Source organism: Nonomuraea mangrovi (assembly GCF_042681425.1).
Taxonomy (GTDB): Bacteria; Actinomycetota; Actinomycetes; order Streptosporangiales; family Streptosporangiaceae; genus Nonomuraea; species Nonomuraea mangrovi.
Genome location: NZ_JBHUFV010000054.1, coordinates 93,307 through 114,275, shown reverse-complemented (window position 1 = coordinate 114,275; position 20,969 = coordinate 93,307). Strand labels below are relative to the sequence as shown.

General features: G+C 72.2%; 17 protein-coding genes. 11 read left to right on the top strand and 6 right to left on the bottom strand.

Going from position 1 to position 20,969, the window contains the following annotated elements:
• Positions 1-20: 20 nt before the first annotated feature.
• Both ACFSKW_RS36635 and ACFSKW_RS36630 read left to right on the top strand, forming a co-directional pair.
• Complete coding sequence (locus ACFSKW_RS36635) at positions 21-1,367, top strand: MFS transporter (protein WP_379577809.1); 1,347 nt, start codon at positions 21-23, stop codon at positions 1,365-1,367.
• Positions 1,364-2,746, top strand: a complete 1,383-nt coding sequence (locus ACFSKW_RS36630; RefSeq protein ID WP_379577807.1) for a carboxylesterase/lipase family protein — start codon at positions 1,364-1,366, stop codon at positions 2,744-2,746. The genes ACFSKW_RS36635 and ACFSKW_RS36630 overlap by 4 nt, the downstream gene beginning before the upstream one ends.
• On the opposite strand, the gene ACFSKW_RS36625 is transcribed toward ACFSKW_RS36630, so the two are convergent.
• The gene (locus ACFSKW_RS36625) at positions 2,724-3,650 is read right to left on the bottom strand and encodes an alpha/beta hydrolase (protein WP_379577805.1); all 927 of its coding nucleotides are present in this window, start codon (positions 3,648-3,650) and stop codon (positions 2,724-2,726) included. The two genes, ACFSKW_RS36630 and ACFSKW_RS36625, sit on opposite strands and share 23 nt — an antisense overlap.
• A 46-nt stretch (positions 3,651-3,696) precedes the next feature.
• Here ACFSKW_RS36625 and ACFSKW_RS36620 point away from each other — a divergent pair, with 46 nt between their 5' ends.
• The 6 genes from ACFSKW_RS36620 to ACFSKW_RS36595 all read left to right on the top strand — a co-directional run bounded on the left by ACFSKW_RS36620 (position 3,697) and on the right by ACFSKW_RS36595 (position 12,963).
• Positions 3,697-4,266, top strand: a complete 570-nt coding sequence (locus ACFSKW_RS36620; RefSeq protein ID WP_379577803.1) for a TetR/AcrR family transcriptional regulator — start codon at positions 3,697-3,699, stop codon at positions 4,264-4,266.
• Complete coding sequence (locus tag ACFSKW_RS36615) at positions 4,263-6,581, top strand: glycoside hydrolase family 3 C-terminal domain-containing protein (protein WP_379577801.1); 2,319 nt, start codon at positions 4,263-4,265, stop codon at positions 6,579-6,581. Before ACFSKW_RS36620 ends, ACFSKW_RS36615 begins: the two co-directional genes overlap by 4 nt.
• Positions 6,568-8,634: a hypothetical protein gene (locus ACFSKW_RS36610; RefSeq protein ID WP_379577799.1), complete on the top strand. Its 2,067-nt coding sequence runs from the start codon at positions 6,568-6,570 to the stop codon at positions 8,632-8,634. Before ACFSKW_RS36615 ends, ACFSKW_RS36610 begins: the two co-directional genes overlap by 14 nt.
• Positions 8,635-8,643: 9 nt before the next feature.
• Complete coding sequence (locus ACFSKW_RS36605) at positions 8,644-9,753, top strand: PucR family transcriptional regulator (protein ID WP_379577797.1); 1,110 nt, start codon at positions 8,644-8,646, stop codon at positions 9,751-9,753.
• 95 nt (positions 9,754-9,848) lie between these two features.
• Complete coding sequence (locus ACFSKW_RS36600; protein WP_379577795.1) at positions 9,849-11,249, top strand: carboxylesterase/lipase family protein; 1,401 nt, start codon at positions 9,849-9,851, stop codon at positions 11,247-11,249.
• A 1-nt stretch (position 11,250) separates the two neighbouring features.
• Positions 11,251-12,963 carry a glycoside hydrolase family 3 protein gene (locus ACFSKW_RS36595; RefSeq protein ID WP_379577793.1) on the top strand — a complete coding sequence of 571 codons (1,713 nt, stop codon included), beginning with the start codon at positions 11,251-11,253 and terminating at the stop codon, positions 12,961-12,963.
• A 41-nt stretch (positions 12,964-13,004) separates the two neighbouring features.
• On the opposite strand, the gene ACFSKW_RS36590 is transcribed toward ACFSKW_RS36595, so the two are convergent.
• Together ACFSKW_RS36590 and ACFSKW_RS36585 are read right to left on the bottom strand one after the other, a co-directional pair.
• Positions 13,005-13,964, bottom strand: coding sequence for an alpha/beta hydrolase (locus ACFSKW_RS36590; protein WP_379577791.1), 960 nt, complete (start codon positions 13,962-13,964; stop codon positions 13,005-13,007).
• Between the two features lie 20 nt (positions 13,965-13,984).
• A complete protein-coding gene (locus ACFSKW_RS36585; RefSeq protein WP_379577789.1) occupies positions 13,985-14,593 on the bottom strand; it encodes a TetR/AcrR family transcriptional regulator in 609 nt (202 codons plus the stop codon).
• Between the two features lie 50 nt (positions 14,594-14,643).
• Here ACFSKW_RS36585 and ACFSKW_RS36580 point away from each other — a divergent pair, with 50 nt between their 5' ends.
• Complete coding sequence (locus ACFSKW_RS36580) at positions 14,644-17,103, top strand: family 78 glycoside hydrolase catalytic domain (protein WP_379577787.1); 2,460 nt, start codon at positions 14,644-14,646, stop codon at positions 17,101-17,103.
• A 24-nt stretch (positions 17,104-17,127) separates the two neighbouring features.
• Here ACFSKW_RS36580 and ACFSKW_RS36575 read toward each other — a convergent pair whose 3' ends face one another.
• Both ACFSKW_RS36575 and ACFSKW_RS36570 read right to left on the bottom strand, forming a co-directional pair.
• Positions 17,128-17,505: a hypothetical protein gene (locus ACFSKW_RS36575; RefSeq protein ID WP_379577786.1), complete on the bottom strand. Its 378-nt coding sequence runs from the start codon at positions 17,503-17,505 to the stop codon at positions 17,128-17,130.
• Between the two features lie 38 nt (positions 17,506-17,543).
• Positions 17,544-17,942 carry a winged helix-turn-helix transcriptional regulator gene (locus tag ACFSKW_RS36570; protein WP_379577784.1) on the bottom strand — a complete coding sequence of 133 codons (399 nt, stop codon included), beginning with the start codon at positions 17,940-17,942 and terminating at the stop codon, positions 17,544-17,546.
• A gap of 121 nt (positions 17,943-18,063) precedes the next feature.
• On the opposite strand from ACFSKW_RS36570, the gene ACFSKW_RS36565 reads away from it, so the two are divergent.
• Both ACFSKW_RS36565 and ACFSKW_RS36560 read left to right on the top strand, forming a co-directional pair.
• Complete coding sequence (locus tag ACFSKW_RS36565; protein WP_379577783.1) at positions 18,064-19,449, top strand: MFS transporter; 1,386 nt, start codon at positions 18,064-18,066, stop codon at positions 19,447-19,449.
• Entirely contained in the window at positions 19,446-19,925 is a 480-nt protein-coding gene (locus ACFSKW_RS36560) for a pyridoxamine 5'-phosphate oxidase family protein (RefSeq protein ID WP_379577781.1), read from the top strand. Before ACFSKW_RS36565 ends, ACFSKW_RS36560 begins: the two co-directional genes overlap by 4 nt.
• A gap of 220 nt (positions 19,926-20,145) precedes the next feature.
• Here the strand turns inward: ACFSKW_RS36560 and ACFSKW_RS36555 are convergent, their stop codons facing one another.
• A complete protein-coding gene (locus ACFSKW_RS36555) occupies positions 20,146-20,877 on the bottom strand; it encodes a hypothetical protein (RefSeq protein WP_379577780.1) in 732 nt (243 codons plus the stop codon).
• Positions 20,878-20,969 lie beyond the last annotated feature (92 nt).

The following is a 20,969-nucleotide window of genomic DNA, read 5'->3' as shown; positions in this document are numbered from 1 at the left end:
TGGCATCGCCGAGGAGTGAGATGGACGACAAGCCCGGCCTGGGGGAGAAGCTCGCCTTCTTCTCGGGAGTGTTCGGTGGCGTGCTCATGAGCGCGGGCTCCGGCTTCCTGCTGCTGTACCTCACCGACGTCGTGGGCATGGGCGCGGCGGCCGTCGGCACGCTGATGCTGGTCGCCAGGGTCGCGGACGGCGCCAGCGACCCTGTCATGGGCTACCTCGTCGACCATCTCCCGCCGACCCGCTGGGGCAGGTTCCGCCCCTACGTGCTCGTCGGCGCGTTGTTATGCGTGTTCTGCGTCGTCGCGCTGTTCGTCGTGCCCGCCCTGCTGCCGAACGCGGTCGTCGCCGTATGGATCACTTACCTGCTGTGGGGCCTGCTGCTCGACCTCTTCCAGATCCCGATGACCTCGCTGGTGCCCGCGATGAGCGGGGACCCCGGAACGCGCGGGCAGCTGGCCGCGATCGTCGGCGTCACGGGGTTGTTCGCGGCCGCCATGGCCACGGGTCTGACGTTGCCGGTGGTGGGCGCGCTGGGCGGGGGGACGCGCGGATGGCTGACGTACGTGATCGGCTCCGCTGTCGCGGGGCTCTGCCTCGTGGCCGTCATGGTGCTGAAGGTGCGTGAGCGGGTGGTGCCGCTCTCGCCGGAGCGATACCGGCTCGCGGACGTGCGGCGGGTGTTCTTCTCCGGCAGGGCGGTGCCGATCCTGCTGCTGTCGAAGGTGTCGGTGCAGGCGGCCAGCGGGGCTCTCACGGCGGCGATGCCGTTCTTCTTCCTCTACTACATCGGCGACCAGCGGTATCTTTCGGCCGCGGCGTTCGTCATGGCGATCCCGATGGTGGGAGGCGCGATCGTGGTGCCCGTGCTGGGCAGGCGGGTGGGGGCGAAGCCGCTCTACCTGGCGAGCCTGGGCGTGTCGGTCACCGGGCTGGCGCTGCTGATGGTGGTGCCGTCCGATCCGGTTCCTGTGCTGGCCTGCTTCGCGCTCACGGGGGTCGGGTTCGGCGGGGCGGTGGCGCTCAGCCTGGTGCTCCTGGCTGAGCTGACCGACTACACCGAGTGGCGGCACGGCTTCAGGACCGAGGCGTCGCTGGCGGCGATGACCTCGTTCGCGTCCAAGGCGGGCGGCGGGATCGGCGGAGGGCTGCTGGCGTACACGCTCGCGCTGACCGGGTACCGCAGCGGGGGCGTGGCGCAGAGCGAGGAGACGTTGACCGGCATCCTCATGGCCCAGAGCCTCGTGCCCGCGGGCATCGGGCTGGTGGGCGCGCTGGCCTTCGCGGCCTACCCGATCAGCAGGGAGGTCGCGAGGGAGGCGGCCGAACGTCTGGCGGAACGGCGCACGGCCGTGGTGGAGCCGGCATGATCGTCAAGACGGCCCAAGGTGAGGTGCGGGGGAGCGTGGCGGGCGGGATCGCCAGGTTCCTGGGGGTGCCCTATGCCGCCGCGCCGTACGGCGACGACAGGTTCGCGCCGCCCCGCCCGCACGATCCCTGGTACGGCGTGCGTGAGGCGACCCGGATGGGCCCGACGCCGCCGCAGGTGCCGTACGCGGGAGGGCTGGAGAACATCCTGCCCAGCGTGATCATCGACGGTGAGGAGATCCTCAACCTCAACATCTGGGCACCCGCGGAGGGCACGGGTCACCCGGTCATGGTCTGGCTGCCCGGCGGCGCGCTCACCAGAGGAAGCAACGCGCTGGCCACCTACGACGGCCATGCCTTCGCCCGCGACGGTGTGGTGCTGGTGTCGGTGAACTACCGGCTGGGCGCCGAGGGCTTCTCGGTCCTCGACGACGCGCCGGCCAACCTGGGCGTGGCCGATCAGGTGGCGGCGCTGCGCTGGGTGCGTGACAACATCGCCGCCTTCGGCGGCGCCCCTGACCGGGTGACGGTCGCGGGCCAGTCGGCGGGCGGAGGGGCGGTCGCCTCGCTGCTCGCCCATCCGTCGGCGAAGGAGCTGTTCTCTCAGGCGGTCATCCAGAGCGGCCCGGTCGGCCCCGGTCCCGCGGGGCGGGCGAGGCGGATCACCGACCTGATGGCAAGGGACCTCGGCATACCCGCGACGCGCGAGGCGTTCGCGCGGGTGTCGCCCGAGGACCTGCTGGCCTGCCAGACGCGGATGGTCGGCAGGAGCCAGGGGTTCGGCGTCGTGCCGGGTGACGAGCCGGTGCCGTCCGATCCGGGAGCCGCGCTGCTCACGGGTGCAGGGGCGGACATCCCGGTCATGATGGGCCACACGTCCGAGGAGTACCGGCTGTGGCTCGCGCCCACGGGGAAGCTCGAAAAGATCACCTGGCTGCACCTGCTGGCCGCCCGGCTGAGGTTCAAGGTGCCGCGCAAGGAGGTGGCGGCTCTCCGCCGCGCCCGTCCGGGGGCGGGAAGCGGGGAGCTCCTCGGCGAGCTGACCACGGACCTGCTCCTGCGCAGGCCGATGCGCGCCCTGGCCGACGCCCGCGGCGCCCGGACCTGGATGTACGAGTTCGCGTGGCGCTCGCCTGTCCACGACCTCGGCGCGGCGCACGCGGTGGAGCTCAACTACGTCTTCGACACGCTCGGCACCCCGGAGGCGGAGGCGATCTGCGGGGCTGACCGCCCGCAGGAGCTCGCCGATCTGATGCACGGGGCGTGGGTGCGCTTCGTCAGGGAAGGCGAGCCAGGCTGGCCCGCCTGGGACGAGGGCCGCCCGGTGATGGTCTTCGACTCGCCGGGCGGCGGCGTGCTCAGGCCTTCAGACTCGCCCTGACGGAGTCGAGCAGCGTCTCCCGCCACTCGCGGGCGATGGGCAGGAGCGCGGTGAGCCCGTGCGAGCCGTGCACCTGCCCCTCGAACTCCCTGTACGTCACGGACACGCCGAAGGACCGGAGCCGTTCGGCGTAGCGGCCGCCGTCGTCGGCCAGCGGGTCGCACTCGGCCGTCAGGATGACCGCGGGCGGCAGCCCTGTGAGGTCGCCGGCGTGCAGCGGGGAGACGAGCGGGTCGGTGGGGTCGTGGTCGCCGAGATAGTTCTCGACGCACCAGCGGATCTCCTTACTGGTCAGCACGTATCCCTCGGCGTACGTGCCGATCGAAGGGGAGGACAGCGTGAGGTCGAGCGCGGGGATCTCCATGATCTGCAGGTCCAGTGCGGGGCCACCGCGCTCTCGCGCCAGCAGGGCGACGGCGGCGGCGAGGTTGCCGCCCGCGCTCTCGCCCGCGACACCCAGCCAGCCGGGGCCGAAGCCCTGCGCTGCCGCCCACTCCAGGGCGCGGTAGCAGTCGTCGACATGGGCGGGGAAGCGGTGCTCGGGCGCCAGCCGATAGTCGACGCTGACCACGGTGACGCCGGTGCCCGCGGCGATGGTCCTGCAGCGCGTGTCGGTGTCGTCGGGGTGCCCCGACCACCAGCCGCCGCCGTGGTAGAAGACCAGCGTGCCGGTGCTGTCCCGCGCCGGGCGGTAGATCCGAGCGCCGATGCCGTCCGGCGGGATGGTCACGTCGCGGACCTCCGCCACGGCGGGCGCGGGTTCGACGTAGCGGGTGTAGGGGCGTTCCTCGGCGGACCTCTCGCGCTGGGCGCGCCGCCGCTCGGCGACGGCGATCTCGCGGTCGGGCGCGGGCAGCGAGGCGTACATCTCGAGCAGGGGGGCGAGCAGTGGATCGAGTGCCATAACAAAAACCTACCAACTGATAGGTGGTTTTGTTAGCCTGGATTTCATGGCCGCACGAAAGCCCTCCACCGCGGGCGTCGCCCGCAGGGAGCAGATCCTCGCCTCAGCCCGCGAGCTGTTCAGCCGCAAGGGCTACAGAGGGGCCTCCCTGCGCGACGTGGCCGCCCAGGTGGGGCTGACGCTCGCGGGTGTCCTGCACTACTTCCCCTCCAAGGAGGACCTCCTGGCCGCCGTACTGCAGCAGCGCGACGACATCGACATTCCCTGGTTCGAGGCGAGATGGGAGGAGATGGGCAGCTTCCGCGAGGCGACCCGCGAGCTGATGATCCGCAACATGGAGACGGCGGGCGTCATGCGGCTGTTCGTGACCCTCTCCGCCGAGGCCGGCGACCCCGAGCACCCCGCCCACGACTTCTTCAAGCAGCGCTACCGCACCAGCCGTGAGCTGTTCTCCGCCAAGCTCGCCCAGGCCAAGAGCAGAGGCGAGGTCGACGCCAGGGCCACGGGGCCCGTGCTCATCGCCGTACTCGACGGGCTGCAGACCCAGTGGCTGCTCGAACCCGACTTCGACCTGCTCGCCTCTCTCGACGCCTACCTGGACACGATCGCGCCGTGAACGACCTGACCATCGCCGAAAAGGCGTCGCTGACCTCCGGCGCCTCCCTCTGGACCACCAAGACCGTCGACCGCGTCGGCCTCCCCTCGATCACGCTGAGCGACGGCCCCCACGGGGTGCGCCGCCAGATCGTCGGCGGAGACCATCTCGGCATCGGCCAGAGCATCCCCGCCACGTGCATGCCGCCCGCCGTCGCCCTCGGCTCCTCATGGGACGCCGATTTGCTGCGCGGGGTGGGCGCCGCCCTCGGGACCGAGGCCCGCTCGCTGGGCGTGCAGGTACTGCTCGGCCCCGGCATCAACATCAAGCGCTCCCCGCTGTGCGGCCGCAACTTCGAGTACCTGTCGGAGGACCCGCTGGTCAGCGGCGTGCTCGGGGCAGCGCTCGTCGACGGCCTGCAGTCGCGGGGCGTCGGCGCGGCGCTGAAGCACTTCGCCGCCAACAACCAGGAGACCAACAGGCTGCGGGTCAGCGCCGAGGTGGACGAGCGCACACTGCGCGAGATCTACCTCGCCGGATTCGAGCATGTGGTGAGGCACGCCAGGCCGTGGACCGTGATGTGCGCCTACAACAAGGTCAACGGCGAGTACGCCTCCCAGAACCACTGGCTGCTCACCGAGGTCCTGCGCGAGGAGTGGGGGTTCGACGGCCTGGTCATGTCCGACTGGGGCGCGGTCGACGACCGGGTCGCGGGGGTGCGGGCGGGGCTCGACCTCGAGATGCCCACCTCGGGAGGCATCACCGACGCGCAGCTCGTCGAGGCGGTGCGGGACGGGCGGCTCGATCCCGAACTGCTGGACCTCGCGGCCCGGCGGGTGATCGCCCTCGTCGAGCGGGCACGCGAAGCCCAGCCCGACGCGGTACGGCCGGCACCCGCGGGCGCCTCCCGGTTCCCGCACGCGGGCACGCCGGCCTTCACGAAGGCCTACGCTGACGCGCAGGCGGGAGGCGGCGTCGCGATCGCCGTCGAAGGCGCGGAGGAGCATCACCGGCTGGCGCGCGAGGTCGCGGGACAGTGCGCGGTCCTGCTGAAGAACGACGGCGTGCTGCCGCTCACCCCCTCCGCCTCCGTGGCGGTCGTCGGCGAGCTCGCCCGCACCCCCCGCTACCAGGGCGCGGGCAGCTCGCAGATCATCCCCACCAGGCTCGACGACGCGCTGACCGAGCTGCGCGCCCTCGCCCGGACCGACCTCCCCTTCGCCCCCGGCTACCGCCTCGACGGGGGCGAACCCGACCAGGCGCTCCTGGACGAGGCGCGTGCTGTGGCGGAGGCGGCCGACGTCACCGTGGTCTTCCTCGGCCTGCCCGAGGGCGAGGAGTCGGAAGGCTACGACCGCACCCACCTCGACCTGCCCGCGGGCCAGCGCGCGGTGCTCGACGCGGTGACCGCTACGGCCACCAGGACGGTCGTCGTGCTGTCCAACGGCGGCGTGGTGGCGGTGTCGGAGTGGGACGCGAACGTGGCCGCGATCCTGGAGGGCTGGCTGCTCGGCCAGGCGGGCGGCGGCGCCGTCGCCGACATCCTGTTCGGCGTCGTCAACCCGTCGGGACGGCTCGCCGAGACGATCCCGCTGCGCCTGGAGGACACTCCCAGCTATCTGAACTTCCCCGGCGACCCAGACGAGGTGAGGTACGGCGAAGGCGTCTTCGTCGGCTACCGCTACCACGACGCCGTCAACGGCGAGGTCAGCTACCCGTTCGGCCACGGCCTGTCCTACACGAGCTTCGCCTACTCCGATCTCGCGGTCTCGGTGCGGGGAACCGACGAGGAGATCGAGGTCGAGGTCGCGGCGCTCGTCACCAACACGGGCGGCAGGCATGGGCGCGAGGTGGCGCAGCTGTACGTGTCGGCGCCGAGCGCGACGGTGCGGCGACCGGTGCGCGAGCTGCGCGGGTTCACGAAGGTCGCCCTTGAGCCGGGGGAGAGCGCAGAGGTCCGCTTCACCCTGACGTACCGTGACTTCTCCTTCTTCGACGTCGTCGGGGGCCGGTGGGTGGCCGAGCCGGGCACGGCGCGCGTCCACGTGGGCGCCTCCTCCAGGGACCTGCGGCTGTCGGCCGAGGTCACGCTGGACGTGGCGGGCAGGCGCCCGGTGCTCACGCCCGACTCGCCCCTCGGCGACTGGTTCGCCGACGCGGCCGGCCGTACGGCGCTGCTGGGCTGGATGCGGGAGCCCTCGCGCTTCCTCACCGACGACTACGTCAAGACGATCGGCTCGATCCCGCTGAGCCGGCTGGCCAGGTTCCCCGGCTCGAAGATCGACCCCGACGGCCTCGACGAGCTGGCGGCGAGGGTGCGCGATGATCGACCGTGAACGCCTGGTGCGCGGACACAACGTCGTCGTGACCGCGTGGCACCCCTCGTCCACGCTCAGCGTGGGCAACGGCGACTTCGCCTTCAACGTGGACGTCACGGGGTTGCAGACCTTTCCCCGCGAGCACGAGCTGCTGCCGAGGCCGGCCATGGTGACCGACGAGCAGGGGGTCAGGCGGCTGCCGGTGCGGGAGTTCGATCTGGACGACTTCCCCGTTCCGCTGGGCACCCGGTCCACCTGGGGCTGGTACTCCACGGAGCCCGGCGGGCCGTACACGCTGGAGGAGGCTTCCACCGGCTACCGGACCAGGCGCGGCGAGGTGCGCTACCCCGATGGCCTCGGGCCGCGGCCGGAGGCGGCGGCCTGGCTGTACGCCAACCCGCGCAGGCTCGACCTCGGCAGGCTGGGCCTCGACTTCGCCGGCAGGCGAGTGGGGCTCGAGGATCTGGAGGCCACGCGGGTCGAGCTCGACCTGTGGACGGGGTGCGTGCACGCCCGCTTCGAGGTCTTCGGCAGCCCTGTCGAGGTGTGGACGGTCGTCCACCCCGGCCGTGACGTGGTGGCCACCAGGGTGGAGTCGCCGCTGCTGCGTGACGGGGGGCTACGGCTCAGGGTGTCCTTCCCCGAGCAGGGCGACCCGCTGGTGAAGGGCGAGCGGCTGGTCGAGAAGACCGTGTACGGCCGGGCGTCGGCCGAGCGGACGGTCGGCGACGCCCGCTACGTCGTGCGGGTGGCGACGGACGGCGAGGTCGGGCCCGAGCTCGTGATCGGCGCCCAGGGCCCCGCGCTCACCGCCACGGTCGCCTTCGGCACCACGCGCGCCGGCCGTCCGCCCGCCTTCGAGGAGGTCCGGGAGTCGGCCGCCGCGCACTGGCGCGACTTCTGGTCCCGCGGCGCCGCCGTCACCTTCGAGGGCAGCGCCGACCCACGCGCGCACGAGCTGGAGCGCAGGATCATCCTGTCGAGGTACCTCACCGCCGTCCACTGCGCGGGAGTGATGCCGCCGCAGGAGTCGGGACTGGTCCACAACTCGTGGGGCGGCAAGTTCCACCTGGAGATGCACTGGTGGCACGCCGCGCACTTCGCCGTGTGGGGCAGGCCCGACCTGCTCGAAAGGAGCCTCGGCTGGTACGGGGAGATCCTGGGCGCGGCCCGTGGGACCGCGCGGCGGCAGGGTTACGCGGGAGCCAGATGGCCCAAGCAGGTCGGTCCGGACGGCCGCGAGTCGCCGAGCGACATCGGCGCGTTCATCATCTGGCAGCAGCCGCACCCCATCTACTACGCCGAGCTGCTCAGGCTGAACGGCGACGACCCCGGCGTGCTCGAGCGGTACAAGGAGATCGTCTTCGAGACCGCCGCTTTCATGGCCGACTTCGCCGAGGAGGACGGCGGTGCCTACCATCTGGGCCCTCCGGTCGTGCCCGCGCAGGAGACCTACTACCCGGGCAGGGCCCGCACCGCCGACCCGACGTTCGAGCTGGCCTACTGGCACTGGGCGCTGGGCGTCGCGCAGCGCTGGAGGGAGCGGCTCGGCATGGACAGAAGCCCCGAGTGGGACGCCGTCATCAACGACCTGGCCAGGCCGACGGTGCGCGACGGGGTCTACGCGGCGGTGGCCGTCGAGCCGTACACGGTCACCGACGACCATCCCTCGATGCTGATGGCGCTCGGCTTCGTCCCGTGGACCCCGCTGATCGATCGGGAGACGATGGCCGCGACCTACGACGACGTGCTCGCGCGCTGGGACTTCTCCAGCACCTGGGGCTGGGACTACCCGGTGCTCGCCATGTGCGCCGCCAAGCTCGGACGGCCCGCGGCGGCGGTCGACGCCCTGCTCATGGACACCTACAAGAACCACACGCCGGCCGGCGGGCACGTGCCGCAGTTCCCCGGAGGGCTGAGCGTCTACCTGCCCGCCAACGGCGGCCTGCTCGCCGCCGTGGCGATGATGGTGAAGGAGGACGGCTTTCCACGCGACGGCACCTGGCGGGTGCTCCACGAGGGGTTCGGCGGCTTCCCCGCCGACGCGGCGCCCTGTGCCCCCGCACAGTAGCTCCCCGCCATGGCGTACCCGTTGATGGCACGGCTCGCCACCGAGCTGTTGCGGGACGTGCCTGGACTGACCGACAGGGTCTTCGCCGCCATCGTGGCCGAGGACGAGACCTACGCCGCCCTCGCGCCCGAACGGCTGGCCGAGGTCAAGGAGCACAACAGGCGCAACATCCTGGCGCAGCTCACGGACCTGATCGAGCAGCGCCCGCCGTGCACGGAGGCGTCGAGGGAGACCGCCCGGCTGCGCGCGGCGCAGGGCTTCCCGCTCGGCGCGCTGCTGCACGCCTACAGGATCGGGTTCAGGGTGCTCTGGGAGAGCCTGGTCGAGCGGGCCACGGCCGACCCCGGCTACCCGGTGGACACGCTGGCCACCTCGATGACCACGATCTGGACGCTCGTCGACGCCTACTCGGTGGCCGTGACCGAGAGCTACAGAGAGACCATGGTCGAGCTGACCAGGCACGACGAGAGGCAGCGGCTCGTCCTGCTCGACGTGCTCATCGAGGGAAGGGTGAACGACTGGACGGCGCTCGACGGCAGCGCGCAGGCGCTCGGCCTGCCGGCCAGGGGCCCCTACCTGTGCGTGGTGGCCGACCTGGGCACCACGATGCCGAGGGGGAGCGCGTGGCGGCTGCGCACCGACGACCAGGTGGGCGTGCTGTCGGCGCGCTCGTTCGAGGGGCTGAAGGGCAGGGTGGGGGTCAGCCCGCCGTACGAGCGGCTGACCGAGACGGCGGCGGCGCTGCGGCTGGCCATGCTGGCGCGGGCCAGCCTGCCCGAGGGCGTCGCGGGCGTGGCGACCGTGGACGCACGGCCCGTCGGCGCGCTCCTTGCCGCCAGCCCTGACCTGGCCGAACGGCTGGCCGGCACCGTCCTGGGGCCGCTGCTCGGCAGGCGTGACACCACCCGGCTGCTGGAGGCGCTCGAGACGTGGCTGGAGACCGGCGAGTCCACCGCCGACCTCGCCAGGCGCCTGTACTGCCACCGCAACACCGTGCGCAACAGGCTGGACAGGGTCGAGCAGCTCACCGGCAGGTCGCTGGAGCGTCCCGAAGACGTGGCGGCCCTGTACACGGGCGTGCTCGCGCTGCGGCTGAGCGGTTGTGCCGCCGCACAATAGGGCGGCCGGAAGCTGCGTCGCGCGCCTAGTGACTCCAGAACATCATTTCAGCAGGATCTGGGGCATACCCACGTCCACCGACCGAGGCGCGTCTGATGATCGTTGACACCAGGTACGGCAAGCTGCGCGGGCGGATCGAGGGCGACGTCGCGGTCTTCCGCGGCGTGCCGTACGCGGCGCCGCCCTTCGGCGACCTGCGCTTTCGCGCGCCCCAGCGGCCCGAGCCCTGGGAGGGGGTGCGGGACGCGCTGGAGGACGGCCCGACCGCGCCCAAGCGCCCCTACCCGCCGCCGCTCGACGCGATCCTCCCCGAGGTCCGGATCGAGGGCGAGGACTGCCTCAACCTGAACGTCTGGACCCCCGACCTTTCCGGGCGGCGGCCGGTCATGGTGTGGGTGCACGGCGGGTCCAACCGCAACGGCTCCAACTCCGTGCCCGTCTACGACGGCGGCGCGTTCGCCCGCAGCGGCGTCGTGCTGGTGTCGATCAACTACCGGCTGGGCGTGGAGGGGTTCTGCAGCTTTCCCGACGCGCCGGAGAACCGCGGCCTGCTCGATCAGGTGGCGGCGCTGGAGTGGGTGCGCGACAACATCGCGGCGTTCGGCGGGGACCCCGGCAACGTGACGCTGTTCGGCGAGTCGGCGGGGGCGATCGACATCGCGGCGCTGCTGGCCGCGCCGTCGGTCGCCGGGCTGTTCAGCCGCGCGATTCTGCAGAGCGGCCCGCCCGCGGCCGGCACCCGGGAGGAGGCCAGGAAGACCACCGCGATGATCGCCAAACGGCTCGGCGTGCCTGCCACGGCCGCCGCCTTCGCCGCCGTCGACCTCGAGCGGCTGCTCGACGCGCAGGTGGAGGTGGCGCGCAAGAGCTCGTTGATGGGCGGGCCAGGGTTCGGCCCCGTGCTGGACGGCGAGCTGCTCACCGGGCTCGACCTCGACCCGGACAAGCCAGTGATCTTCGGGCAGACCAGCGAGGAGTACCGGCTCTGGTTCGTGCCGACGGGCCTGGCCGCCCGGCTCAAGCCGTACATGGTGCGATTGGCGCTGCTGAAGCTGCGGGTGCGCGGTGGGGTGCTCAAGGGCTACCGGGCGCTGCACCCGCGGCTGTCGCCCGGCGAGGCCTTCGGCCTGCTCCTGACCGACCACCTGCTGCGCGTGCCGCTCAGGAAGCTGGCCGAGACCCGGCCCGAGGGCCGCACCTGGCTGTACGAGTTCGCCTGGCGCTCGCCGGCCCACGAGCTCGGGGCCGCGCACGCGATGGAGCTGCCCTTCGTGTTCGCCACGACGGACACGCCCGAGGCGCAGCTCATGACCGGACGCGAGACGCCGTCCTCGCTGACCGACGCCATGCACGGGGCGTGGGTGCGCTTCGCCGAGACCGGCGACCCCGGATGGCCCTCCTGGTCCGAGCCGGCCAGGCCGACGATGGTGTTCGACGAGGACAGCCGCGTGGTCGGGGACCACGCGGCCGACGTGCACGCGCTGTGGAGGCGATGAGATGCGTTACAGGGACCCCGACCTCTCGGTCGAGGAGCGGGTCGCCGACCTCCTGCCCAGGATGACGCTGGAGGAGAAGGCAGGGCTCATGTTCCACACGCTCGCGGTCATCGGCGACTATCCCGACGGCGCCCACTTCCCCTCGCTGGAGGAGATGGTCGGCGAGCGGCACATGAACCACTTCAACCTGTACGGCACGCACGCCGCCGGTGACATCGCCCGCTGGCACAACCTGCTGCAGGAACGGGCAAGGGCCACCAGGCTCGGCATCCCCGTGACGCTGTCGACCGACCCCAGGCACGCCTTCACCCAGAGCGCGGCCGCGTCGATGCGGGCGGGCGCGTTCTCGCAGTGGCCCGAGCCGCTCGGCCTGGCCGCGATCGGCGACGCCGCCCTGGTGCGCAGGCACGCCGACATCGTGCGCAGGGAGTACTGCGCGGTGGGCATCAGGGTCGCTCTGCACCCGCAGATCGACCTGGCCACCGAGCCTCGCTGGTCGCGCATCTCCGGCACGTTCGGTGAGGACGCCGCGCTCACCTCCACACTGGTCACCGCCTACCTGGAGGGTCTGCGCGGCGGGCCGCGCCTCGGCCCGCGCAGCGTGGCGGCGATGGTGAAGCACTTTCCTGGAGGCGGCCCGCAGAAGGACGGTCTCGACCCGCACTACGCCGACGGCCGCGAGCAGGTGTATCCGGGTGGCAGGTTCGACCACCACCTGGAGCCGTTCCGCGTCGCGCTGGCGGCGGGCGCGACCCAGGTCATGCCCTACTACGGCATGCCGGTCGGCACCGACTACGAGGAGGTCGGCTTCGGCTTCAACCGCGGCGTCGTCACCGGGCTGCTCAGGGAGCGGCTCGGGTTCGACGGCATCGTCTGCACCGACTGGACGCTGGTCACCGACAGGGTCGTCTTCGGCGAGGCGGTGCCGGCGCGGGCCTGGGGCGTGGAACACCTGAGTCCCGCGGAGCGCGCGCTGAAGATCATCGAAGCGGGCGCCGACCAGCTCGGTGGCGAGCACTGCACAGAGCTGGTCGTCGAGCTGGTCAGGAGCGGCAGGGTCGGCGAGGACAGGATCGACGCCTCGGTACGGCGGTTGCTGCGCGAGAAGTTCACGCTCGGCCTGTTCGACCACCCCTACGTGGACCCGGACGCGGCCGAGGAGATCGTCGGCAACGCCGTCTACCGGGCGGAGGGCGCGGCGGCGCAGCGCGCCGCCGCGACGCTGCTCAAGGGGCCGCTCCCGACCGGCGGGGCGAGCAAGGTCTACGCCGAGGGGCTGGCGGCCGACCTCGCGTCATGGGGTGTGGAGGCGGCCGGGAGTCCCGGCGCGGCCGACCTGGCGGTGCTCAGGCTCGACGCACCGTACGAGCGGCGCTCCGGCTGGTACGAGTCGCTGTTCCGCGGCGGCCGGCTGGACTTCCCCGCGGAGCGGCTGGCCGAGATCCTGGCGCTGCTCGACGCGGTGCCGACCGTGGTCGTGATCGGCCTGGACCGGCCCGCGGTCATCCCCGAGATCGCCGAGCGGGCGGCCGCGCTGGTGGCGGTCTACGGAGCAGGCGACGACGCCGTGCTCGACGTCGTCTTCGGGCGGGCCACACCGAGGGGGCGCCTGCCGTTCCAGCTTCCGCGCTCGATGGCGGAGGTGGAGGCGGGCCGCCCTGACGTGCCCCAGGAGAGCGCGGATCCGCTGTTCCCCTTCGGCGCGGGCCTGTAGAGGTACCGGGGAGGGACGCCCCGCCCTCCCCGGTACCGGTCCTAACCGGGGACGGGCGCGATCAGCGTGCCCGCGAACGCCCTCCTGAGCACCCCCGCCCGCATCTCGTGCACCAGCGTGGCGGACACGGTGCCGGGCGCCATCCAGCCGCCGTGCGGATGGGCGAGCAGCCGTACGGCGGCCGCCGCCACGCCCGCCTTGTGCAGCCTGGCCAGGTACCGCTCCCCGTGCGCCCGCACCGGGTCGTGCTCGCACACCACCAGGACGGCGGGCGGCAGCCCCGACAGGTCGGGGGCGTGCAGCGGTGAGACGTAGGGATCGCGCGGATCGCCGTCGGCGCCCAGGTAGTAGGCGGCGAACCGCAGCAGGTCCTCGCTCGTCAGGTTCGCGAGCCCGCCGTCCTCCTTGTTGCCCTCGGGCGTGAGGTCGAGCGCGGGCGCGTCGAGCTGCTGGAAGATCGGCAGGGGCAGCCCCCTGTCCCTGAGCAGGAGGCAGAGCGCGGCCGTCAGGTTGCCGCCCGCGCTGGCGCCGCCGAGCGCGACCCTGCGCGCGTCGAGCCCGAGCTCGCTCGCGTGGTCGAGCAGCCACAGGTAGGCCGCCAGGCAGTCCTCCAGCGGGATCGGGTAGGGGTGCTCGGGAGCCAGCCGGTAGTCCACCGACGCCACCGCGCACGGCACCAGGCTCGCCAGCGGGCCGCACTCGACCTCACCGGTGTCGATGTCGCCCTTGAACCAGCCGCCGCCGTGCAGGAACACCAGCAGCGGAGCGGGCTCGGCCAGGCCCTTCGGCCTGGTCAGCCTGACGGTGATCTCGCCGCCCTCGACCGGCACCCTGTGCTCGTCCACCAGAAGCGAGGGGTCGTGCGGCGGCGCGAGCAGCATCATCGTCGCGTTGGACCCGCGGCGCTGCGCGTCGAGGTCGTCGGGAGCGGCGGGTGGTAGACCGGCCGCGAGCGCGGCCAGCCTGGCGTAGACGTGGAGAAGCGGCGGATCGAGGTGCATGGGGGTGCTCCCGTCGTGGTTCACCGGCCGAGGGGGGTTCCCACGGCCGCCAGGTCGCCCTCCAGCGACCTGGCGTAGGACTCGATGGCGTCGACCAGATCGACCTCGTCGGGGTCGAGCAGCCACTGGGTGGCCAGCCCGTCGAGGGTGGCCAGAATCTCCGCCGCCTTGCGGGCGGGCACGATGTCGGCCCTGATCTCGCCGCGCTCCTGGCCGACCGCGAGCGCGTCGGCGAGAAGCGCGCGCATCTCCCTGTAGCGGTCGCGGAAGAATGCGTGGGCGGGGTCGCCCTCGTCCAGGTTCTCGGCGAGCAGCACGGCGAAGAGTTTGGTCAGCCCGCGTTCCGCCCTGTTCCTGTGGGCGTAGGCGGGCATCTCGCGGATGGTGCCGAGCCCCCCGATCGAGGTCACCTCGCGCGCGTAGTCCATGCTGCGCGAGTCACGCCACTCGATCACCGCTCTGAGCAGGCCTTCCTTGTTGCGGAAATGGTAAAGGAGGCCGGGCTCCGTGATGCCGACGCGGGCCGCGATCTCCGTCATGCCGGTGCCGCGGAAGCCTTTTCTCGCGAACATCTCGGCGGCGACTCCCGCGATTTCCTCGCGTCGCCCCGAACCTCTTCTCTGTGCCATGCAAGGCATCCTAGATTAATCACTTACTAAGTTGTAAGTAAGGAGCAGGTATGAGGGTTTCCCACATCCGCGCCGAGCATCTCGACGAGCCGTTCGGGATCGGCGTGCCCGACCCGAGGCTGTCGTGGACCACCGAGGTGGAGGGTCCGTGGCGGCAGACCGCCTACGAGGTCGAGGCGCGGGGCGAGCGGGTGGCGGTCGAGTCTGACGCGTCGGTGCTCGTGCCGTGGCCGTTCGCGCCGCTGGCGTCGAGGGAGCGGGTGACCGTACGGGTGCGCGTGCGCGGAGGGCACGGCTGGTCGGCGTGGAGCGATGCCCAGGTCGTGGAGGCAGGACTGCTGTCCGCGCGGGACTGGTCGGCGCGGTTCGTCGCTCCCGGAGCGGGGCGGGACCTGCTGAGGTGCGAGTTCGACGCCCGGCCTGGCCTGACGCGTGCCCGCCTCTACGTCACCGCGCTCGGGGTCTACGAGGTGGAGCTCAACGGCGAGCGGGTCGGCGCCGACGTGCTCGCGCCCGGCTGGACCAGCTACGGGCACCGGCTGCGCTACCAGACCTTCGACGTGACGGACCTGCTGGCGGAGGGGCGCAACGCGATCGGCGCGATGCTCGGCGAGGGCTGGTACAAGGGCCGTATCGGCTTCGCAGGAGGGAAGGCCGGCTACGGCGACACGGTGGCGCTGCTGGCCCAGCTCGAGCTCGTCCACCCCGGCGGAGAGGTCGAGCGGGTGGTGACGGGCGCGGACTGGCTGGCCGCGAGCGGGCCGATCACCTTCAGCGGCATCTACGACGGGGAGGTCCACGATGCCGGGCGGGAGCGCGACGGCTGGTCGAAGCCGGGGCACGACACCGAGGGCTGGGCCCCCGCCGAGCTCGTCGAGCGCGACCTGGCCACCCTGACCGCGCCCACGGGCCCCGCCGTCCGCCGCGTCGAGACGCTCGCCGGCGAGCGCGACGGCGTGATCGTCGACTTCGGCCAGAACCTCGTCGGCCGCCTCAGGATCACCGCCGAGGGACGCGCGGGCGAGCGGGTCGTGCTCAGGCACGCCGAGGTGCTGGAGAACGGCGAGCTGTGCACGCGCCCGCTGCGGACCGCCGCGTCCGTCGACACCTACACGCTGCGCGGCGGCGGCCAGGAGACGTGGGAGCCGCGCTTCACCTTCCACGGCTTCCGCTACGCCTCCGTCGAAGGCCCCGTCACCGACGTGCGCGCGGCCGTCTGCCACACCGACATGGCGCGCACGGGCTGGTTCGAGTGCTCGGACCCGCTGCTCAACCGCCTGCACGAGAACGTCGTGTGGAGCATGCGCGGCAACTTCCTCGACCTGCCGACCGACTGCCCGCAGCGCGACGAACGCCTCGGCTGGACCGGTGACCTGCAGGTCTTCGCGCCCACCGCGGCCTTCCTCTACGACTGCGCGGGACCGCTCACCTCGTGGCTCGCCGACCTGGCCGCCGAGCAGGCCGAGGACGGCGCGCTGCCGGTCGTCGTGCCGAACGCGCTCGGCCCGAAGGCCGTCTTCGCCGCCGCGGGCTGGTGCGACGCCGCCGTCATCGTGCCGTGGACGCTGTACGAGAGGTACGGCGACGCCGGCATCCTCCAGACCCGGTTCGACAGCATGCGCCGCTGGGTCGACCACGTGGCGGCCCTGGGCGAGGACTACACGAACGGCTACCAGTTCGGCGACTGGCTCGACCCCTCCGCGCCGCCCGACAGGCCCGGCGACGGCAGGACACCCAAGCGGCTGGTCGCCGCCGCCTACCACGTCCGCTCCGCCGATCTGGTCGCCATGGCCGCCGACGTGCTCGGCCGCGACGCCGAGCAGGACCGCTTCGCCACCATGGCGGCCAGGGCGCGCGAGGCCTTCGTCCAGGAGTTCGTCACCGAGGAGGGGCGTATCCTCGGCGACTCGGCCACGGGCTACGCGCTGGCCGTCCGCTTCGGCCTGCTGCCCACCAGGGGGCAGCGCGACCGGGCCGGGGCGCGGCTCGCCGCGCTCGTCGAGCGGGAAGGGCACAGGATCCCCACGGGCTTCCTCGGCACGCCGCTGCTGTGCGACGCGCTCGCCGACACCGGCCATCTGGACACCGCCTACCGGCTGCTCACCCAGCGGGAGTGCCCGTCGTGGCTGTACCCCGTCACCATGGGGGCCACCACCGTATGGGAGCGCTGGGACAGCATGCTCCCCGACGGGTCGGTCAACCCAGGCGAGATGACCTCCTTCAACCACTACGCGCTCGGGGCGGTCGCCGACTGGATGCACAGGACCGTCGCGGGGCTGGCCCCCGCGGCGCCCGGCTACCGCAGGCTCGCGGTGGCCCCGCGGCCAGGGGGCGGGCTGACGTGGGCGAGGGCCCGGCTGCGCACGCCGTACGGCATGGCGGAGACGGGCTGGTCGCTGGACGGCGGGCGGCTGGTCGTGGAGGCCGTGGTCCCGCCGAACACGACGGCGCTGGTCACCCTGCCGGGCCGGGCGCCCGTCGAGGTCGGCTCGGGGCACCACCGCTGGTGAGCGGGCGCGGGGTGCTCCGCGTGGTCAGGAGGAGGCGCGCTTGTCCTCGACGTGGACGATCGTCAGCTCGTGCCCGTCCTGGTCGCGCTTGCCCCGCCCGAACAGCCCGACCGTGAGGTCGTCGCGGGCGTCGAGCTCGTCCTCCGCGACGTAGGTGAGGATGTCGGGGTGGTGGCTCGTCACGGCCCACCCCGGCGCGTCGTCGAGGTCGATCGTGGTGAAGTTGCCCGCGGGTGTGCCCGCCTGCACGGGGCCGTACCGGCTCAGCAGCTCCTTCGCCTGCTCGGCGAGGTCGTCGGCGGGCTCCATCAGGATCACGCAGGTGCCGTTGGCGAACAGCGCCCAGGACTTGGCGGGGTGCAGGAGCTGCCGCCAGGTCGTGATCACGCTCTCGTGGGTCATGGCGAGCCACACTAGCGATCACCTCCGACAGATTTGATCTAGGAGGCGCCGAGCAGCCGCTCCTCGGCGGCGACCTTCGCGTCGTAGGCGGACCGGGCGGCCGCGATGTGGTTCTGGTGCTCCTCGGTCCAGACGACCAGCGTCTTGATCGCCTCGTGCAGGGTGGTGCCGAGCGGGGTGAGGGCGTAGTCGACGCGCGGCGGGACCACGGGATGGACCGTCCGCTGGACGAGGCCGTCGCGTTCGAGCTGCCGCAGCGTCACGGTCAGCATGCGCTGGCTCACGCCGTCGATCTCGCGGCGGAGCTCGGTGAAGCGCATGGTGCGGCGTTCCAGAAGGGCGATCACGAGCAGCGACCACTTGTCGGCGATCCTGTCGAGGATCTGACGGACCTCGCAGTCGGCCCGCGTGTCCCACTGGATCACCTCGTCGTCCATGGTTCCGCAGCAGTAACTCGGTGCCTTTGAAGTGCCGTCTTCCATGGTTTCCCATGGTGACGCATGATGCTCTCAGTTACAAGAAGGAACCGACATACCTTTCCATACCTAGGGGTTCGTCATGTCTGCCGTCATTCCGTCGCCTCCGCTCGAGCGGATGACACCGCGCGCGTGGGGCATGCTCTTCGTCCTGTGCGGCGCGATCTTCCTTGAAGGCATCAACGTCGCCATGCTCAACGTGGCCCTGCCCGCGATCAGGACCGACCTCGGCCTGTCCACCGGCGAGCTGCAGTGGGTGATGAGCGCCTACGTGCTCGGCTACGGCGGGTTCATGCTGCTGGGCGGGAGAGCCGCCGACCTGTTCGGGCGGCGCAGGATGTTCCTGTCGTGGCTCGCGGTCTTCCTCGTGGTCTCGGCGGTGGGCGGCATGGCCGCCGAGGGGTGGATGCTCATCGCGGCCCGGTTCGTCGCGGGGGTCGCGGCGGCGGTGATGACGCCGGCCGGCTTGTCGATCATCACGACCAGCTTCGAGGAGGGCAGGCAGCGCAACCAGGCGCTGCTGGTCTACTCGGGCACCGCGGCCGGCGGGTTCTCGCTCGGGCTGGTGCTCGGCGGCCTGCTCGCCGAGGTCGACTGGCGGTGGGTGCTGTTCGCGCCTGCCCTGCTGGCGCTGGTGATCCTCGTGGCGGCGGTGCCGATGATCCCGAAGGCCGACCAGCGCAGGCCGCAGGGGCAGCGGGTCGACCTGGCTGGAGCGGTCACGGTCACCGGCGCGATCATGCTGCTGGTCGTCGGCGTCGAGCGCGCCACCCACGTGGGTCCCGGCATGACGGCGGCCACGATCGCCGCGGGGCTGGCGCTGTTCGCGGCCTTCATCGTGATCGAGCGCAGATCCCCCCACCCTCTCGTACGGCTCGGCATCTTCCGCTCGGGGCCGCTGCTGCGCGCCAACCTCGCCGGGCTGCTGTTCTCGGCCGGGTTCTTCGGCTTCCAGTTCGTCGCCGTGCTCTACCTGCAGGAGCTGCGCGGCTGGACCTCGCTCGAGACGAGCCTGGCCATGCTGGCCATCGGCGCCGACGCCGTCCTCGCGCCGACCCTGACGCCCAGGCTGGTCAACCGCTTCGGCAACGCCAAGGTCATCCTGTACGGCCTGCTGCTCGCCGCGCTGTCCTACGCGCTGTTCCTGCCCGTCGGCATGGACTGGACCTACGCCGCCATGTTCCCCACGATGATCATCCTCGGTGTGGCGTTCGCGCTCGCCTACGGCCCGCTGACGATCGTCGCCACCGACGGCATCGACGAGAGCGAGCAGGGACTCGCCGGCGGCCTGCTCTACACCTCCTTCCAGTTCGGGGCCGCGCTCGGCCTGGCCGCCACCACCGCCGTCATCGTCACCTCGCAGGACCTCGCCGACAGCTACAGATCCGCCCTCGTCGTGCCGCTCGTCGCGGCAGGGCTGGCCGCCGCGGTCAGCGCCTTCGGACTCAGGAAGGGAAGCACCCGATGACCACCGCCTTCACCGACATCGAGCAGGAGTTCAACGCCTTCGTCGGCTCGATCGTGTACTCCACCATGGTCACGGTCGACGCCGCCAACCGGCCGCGCACCCGCGTGCTCATCCCCGTCTGGGAGAACGTCGACGGTCAGCCCCTCGGCTGGTTGGCCACCTACAAGACGCCCGTCAAGGCCGCCCACCTGGCGGGGAACCCGAACACGAGCTTCTCCTACTGGTCGCGAGGCAACGACTCCGTCGCCGTCGACGCCGTCGCCGCGTGGGTCGACGACCTGGAGACCAAACGTCACGTGTGGGATCTGTACCGCAGGACCAGTCCCAGGGGAGCGGGCTACGACCTGGGGAACTTCTGGCGCTCGCCGTCCGACCCGAAGCTGCACGTCCTGCGGCTGGAGCCGTACAGGATCCAGGTCATCCGCGGCATGGACCTGCGCGGCAGGATCTGGCGGAAGAGTCCCGCGCTGACCTAGCGCGCGGGTCCTCCACGACGACCTGGGCCCCGTGGTGCGGGCCGCGGGCCGGGGTTCCTCGGGCACGTCGACCCGAGCCCCGTGCGCCCGGGCCGCGGGCCTGGGTTCCTCGGGCACGTCGACCCGAGCCCCGTGCGCCCGGGCCGCGGGCCTGGGTTCCTCGGGATCCCAGGGGATGCGGGCCGGAGCCCTGGTGCACGTCGCGCGGGCCGCGTGGGCGTCAGCCCGAGACGCCCACGAGGAAGGCGACGGGAACCAGCGCGACGGTCAGCACGAGGGCCCACCACTTCGGGGCGGAGGCCTCCCTGAGGACCGTGACGCCGAGAGGGACCAGCGCGACGGCCAGGCCGAGCAGGGCGACCAGGGAGATCGGGTCGCTGCTGCCCTTGAGGACGCCCAGCGGCAGCCCGGCCGCCAGGGCGAGGGCCACGCAGCGGACCATGCCCGCCGCGCCCGCGCCGAACGCCTTCGCCCGGAAGGCGCCGACGGCCAGCACGATCCAGCCGGTCATGATGCAGACGTTGACGGCCTTGAAGACGTGGAAGGCGCCGTAGGTGGTCGCGACCGCCTTCTGGGCGGCGGGCAGGCCCAGCGCGTCGACCAGCTGAAAGGCGAGGTGGCTGACACCGGCATGGAAGACCCGGCCGAACAGGCCGAGGATCACCAGGGCGGCCCCCCAGCGGGCCCAGCCGGGGTGGGCCGTGCCGATCCTGCGGGCCACGGAGGTGACCGCGGGCCACAGCAGCACGGTCCCTGCGGAGAACAGGCTGTAGGAGAGGACCATCCGGCCCGGCTCGGCGGCGTAGGCGGCGAGCTGGCCGGGGAAGAAATCGGTCTCGCCGAGCCGCGCGAGCACGCCGGCGATGAGCAGCGCCGGCCCGAGCAGGAGGCCGGCGGCCTCGACCCAGGGACCGGGGAGCGTCCGACGGGCGGTGTGGTCGGTCGTCGTCATGGTGGATATTGAATCGGCGCAGGCAGCGGGGCACAGGGGCGCTAGGACGAGAGTCGGGGGTAGACCTGGCACTACCCCGCGGTCCTAGGCCG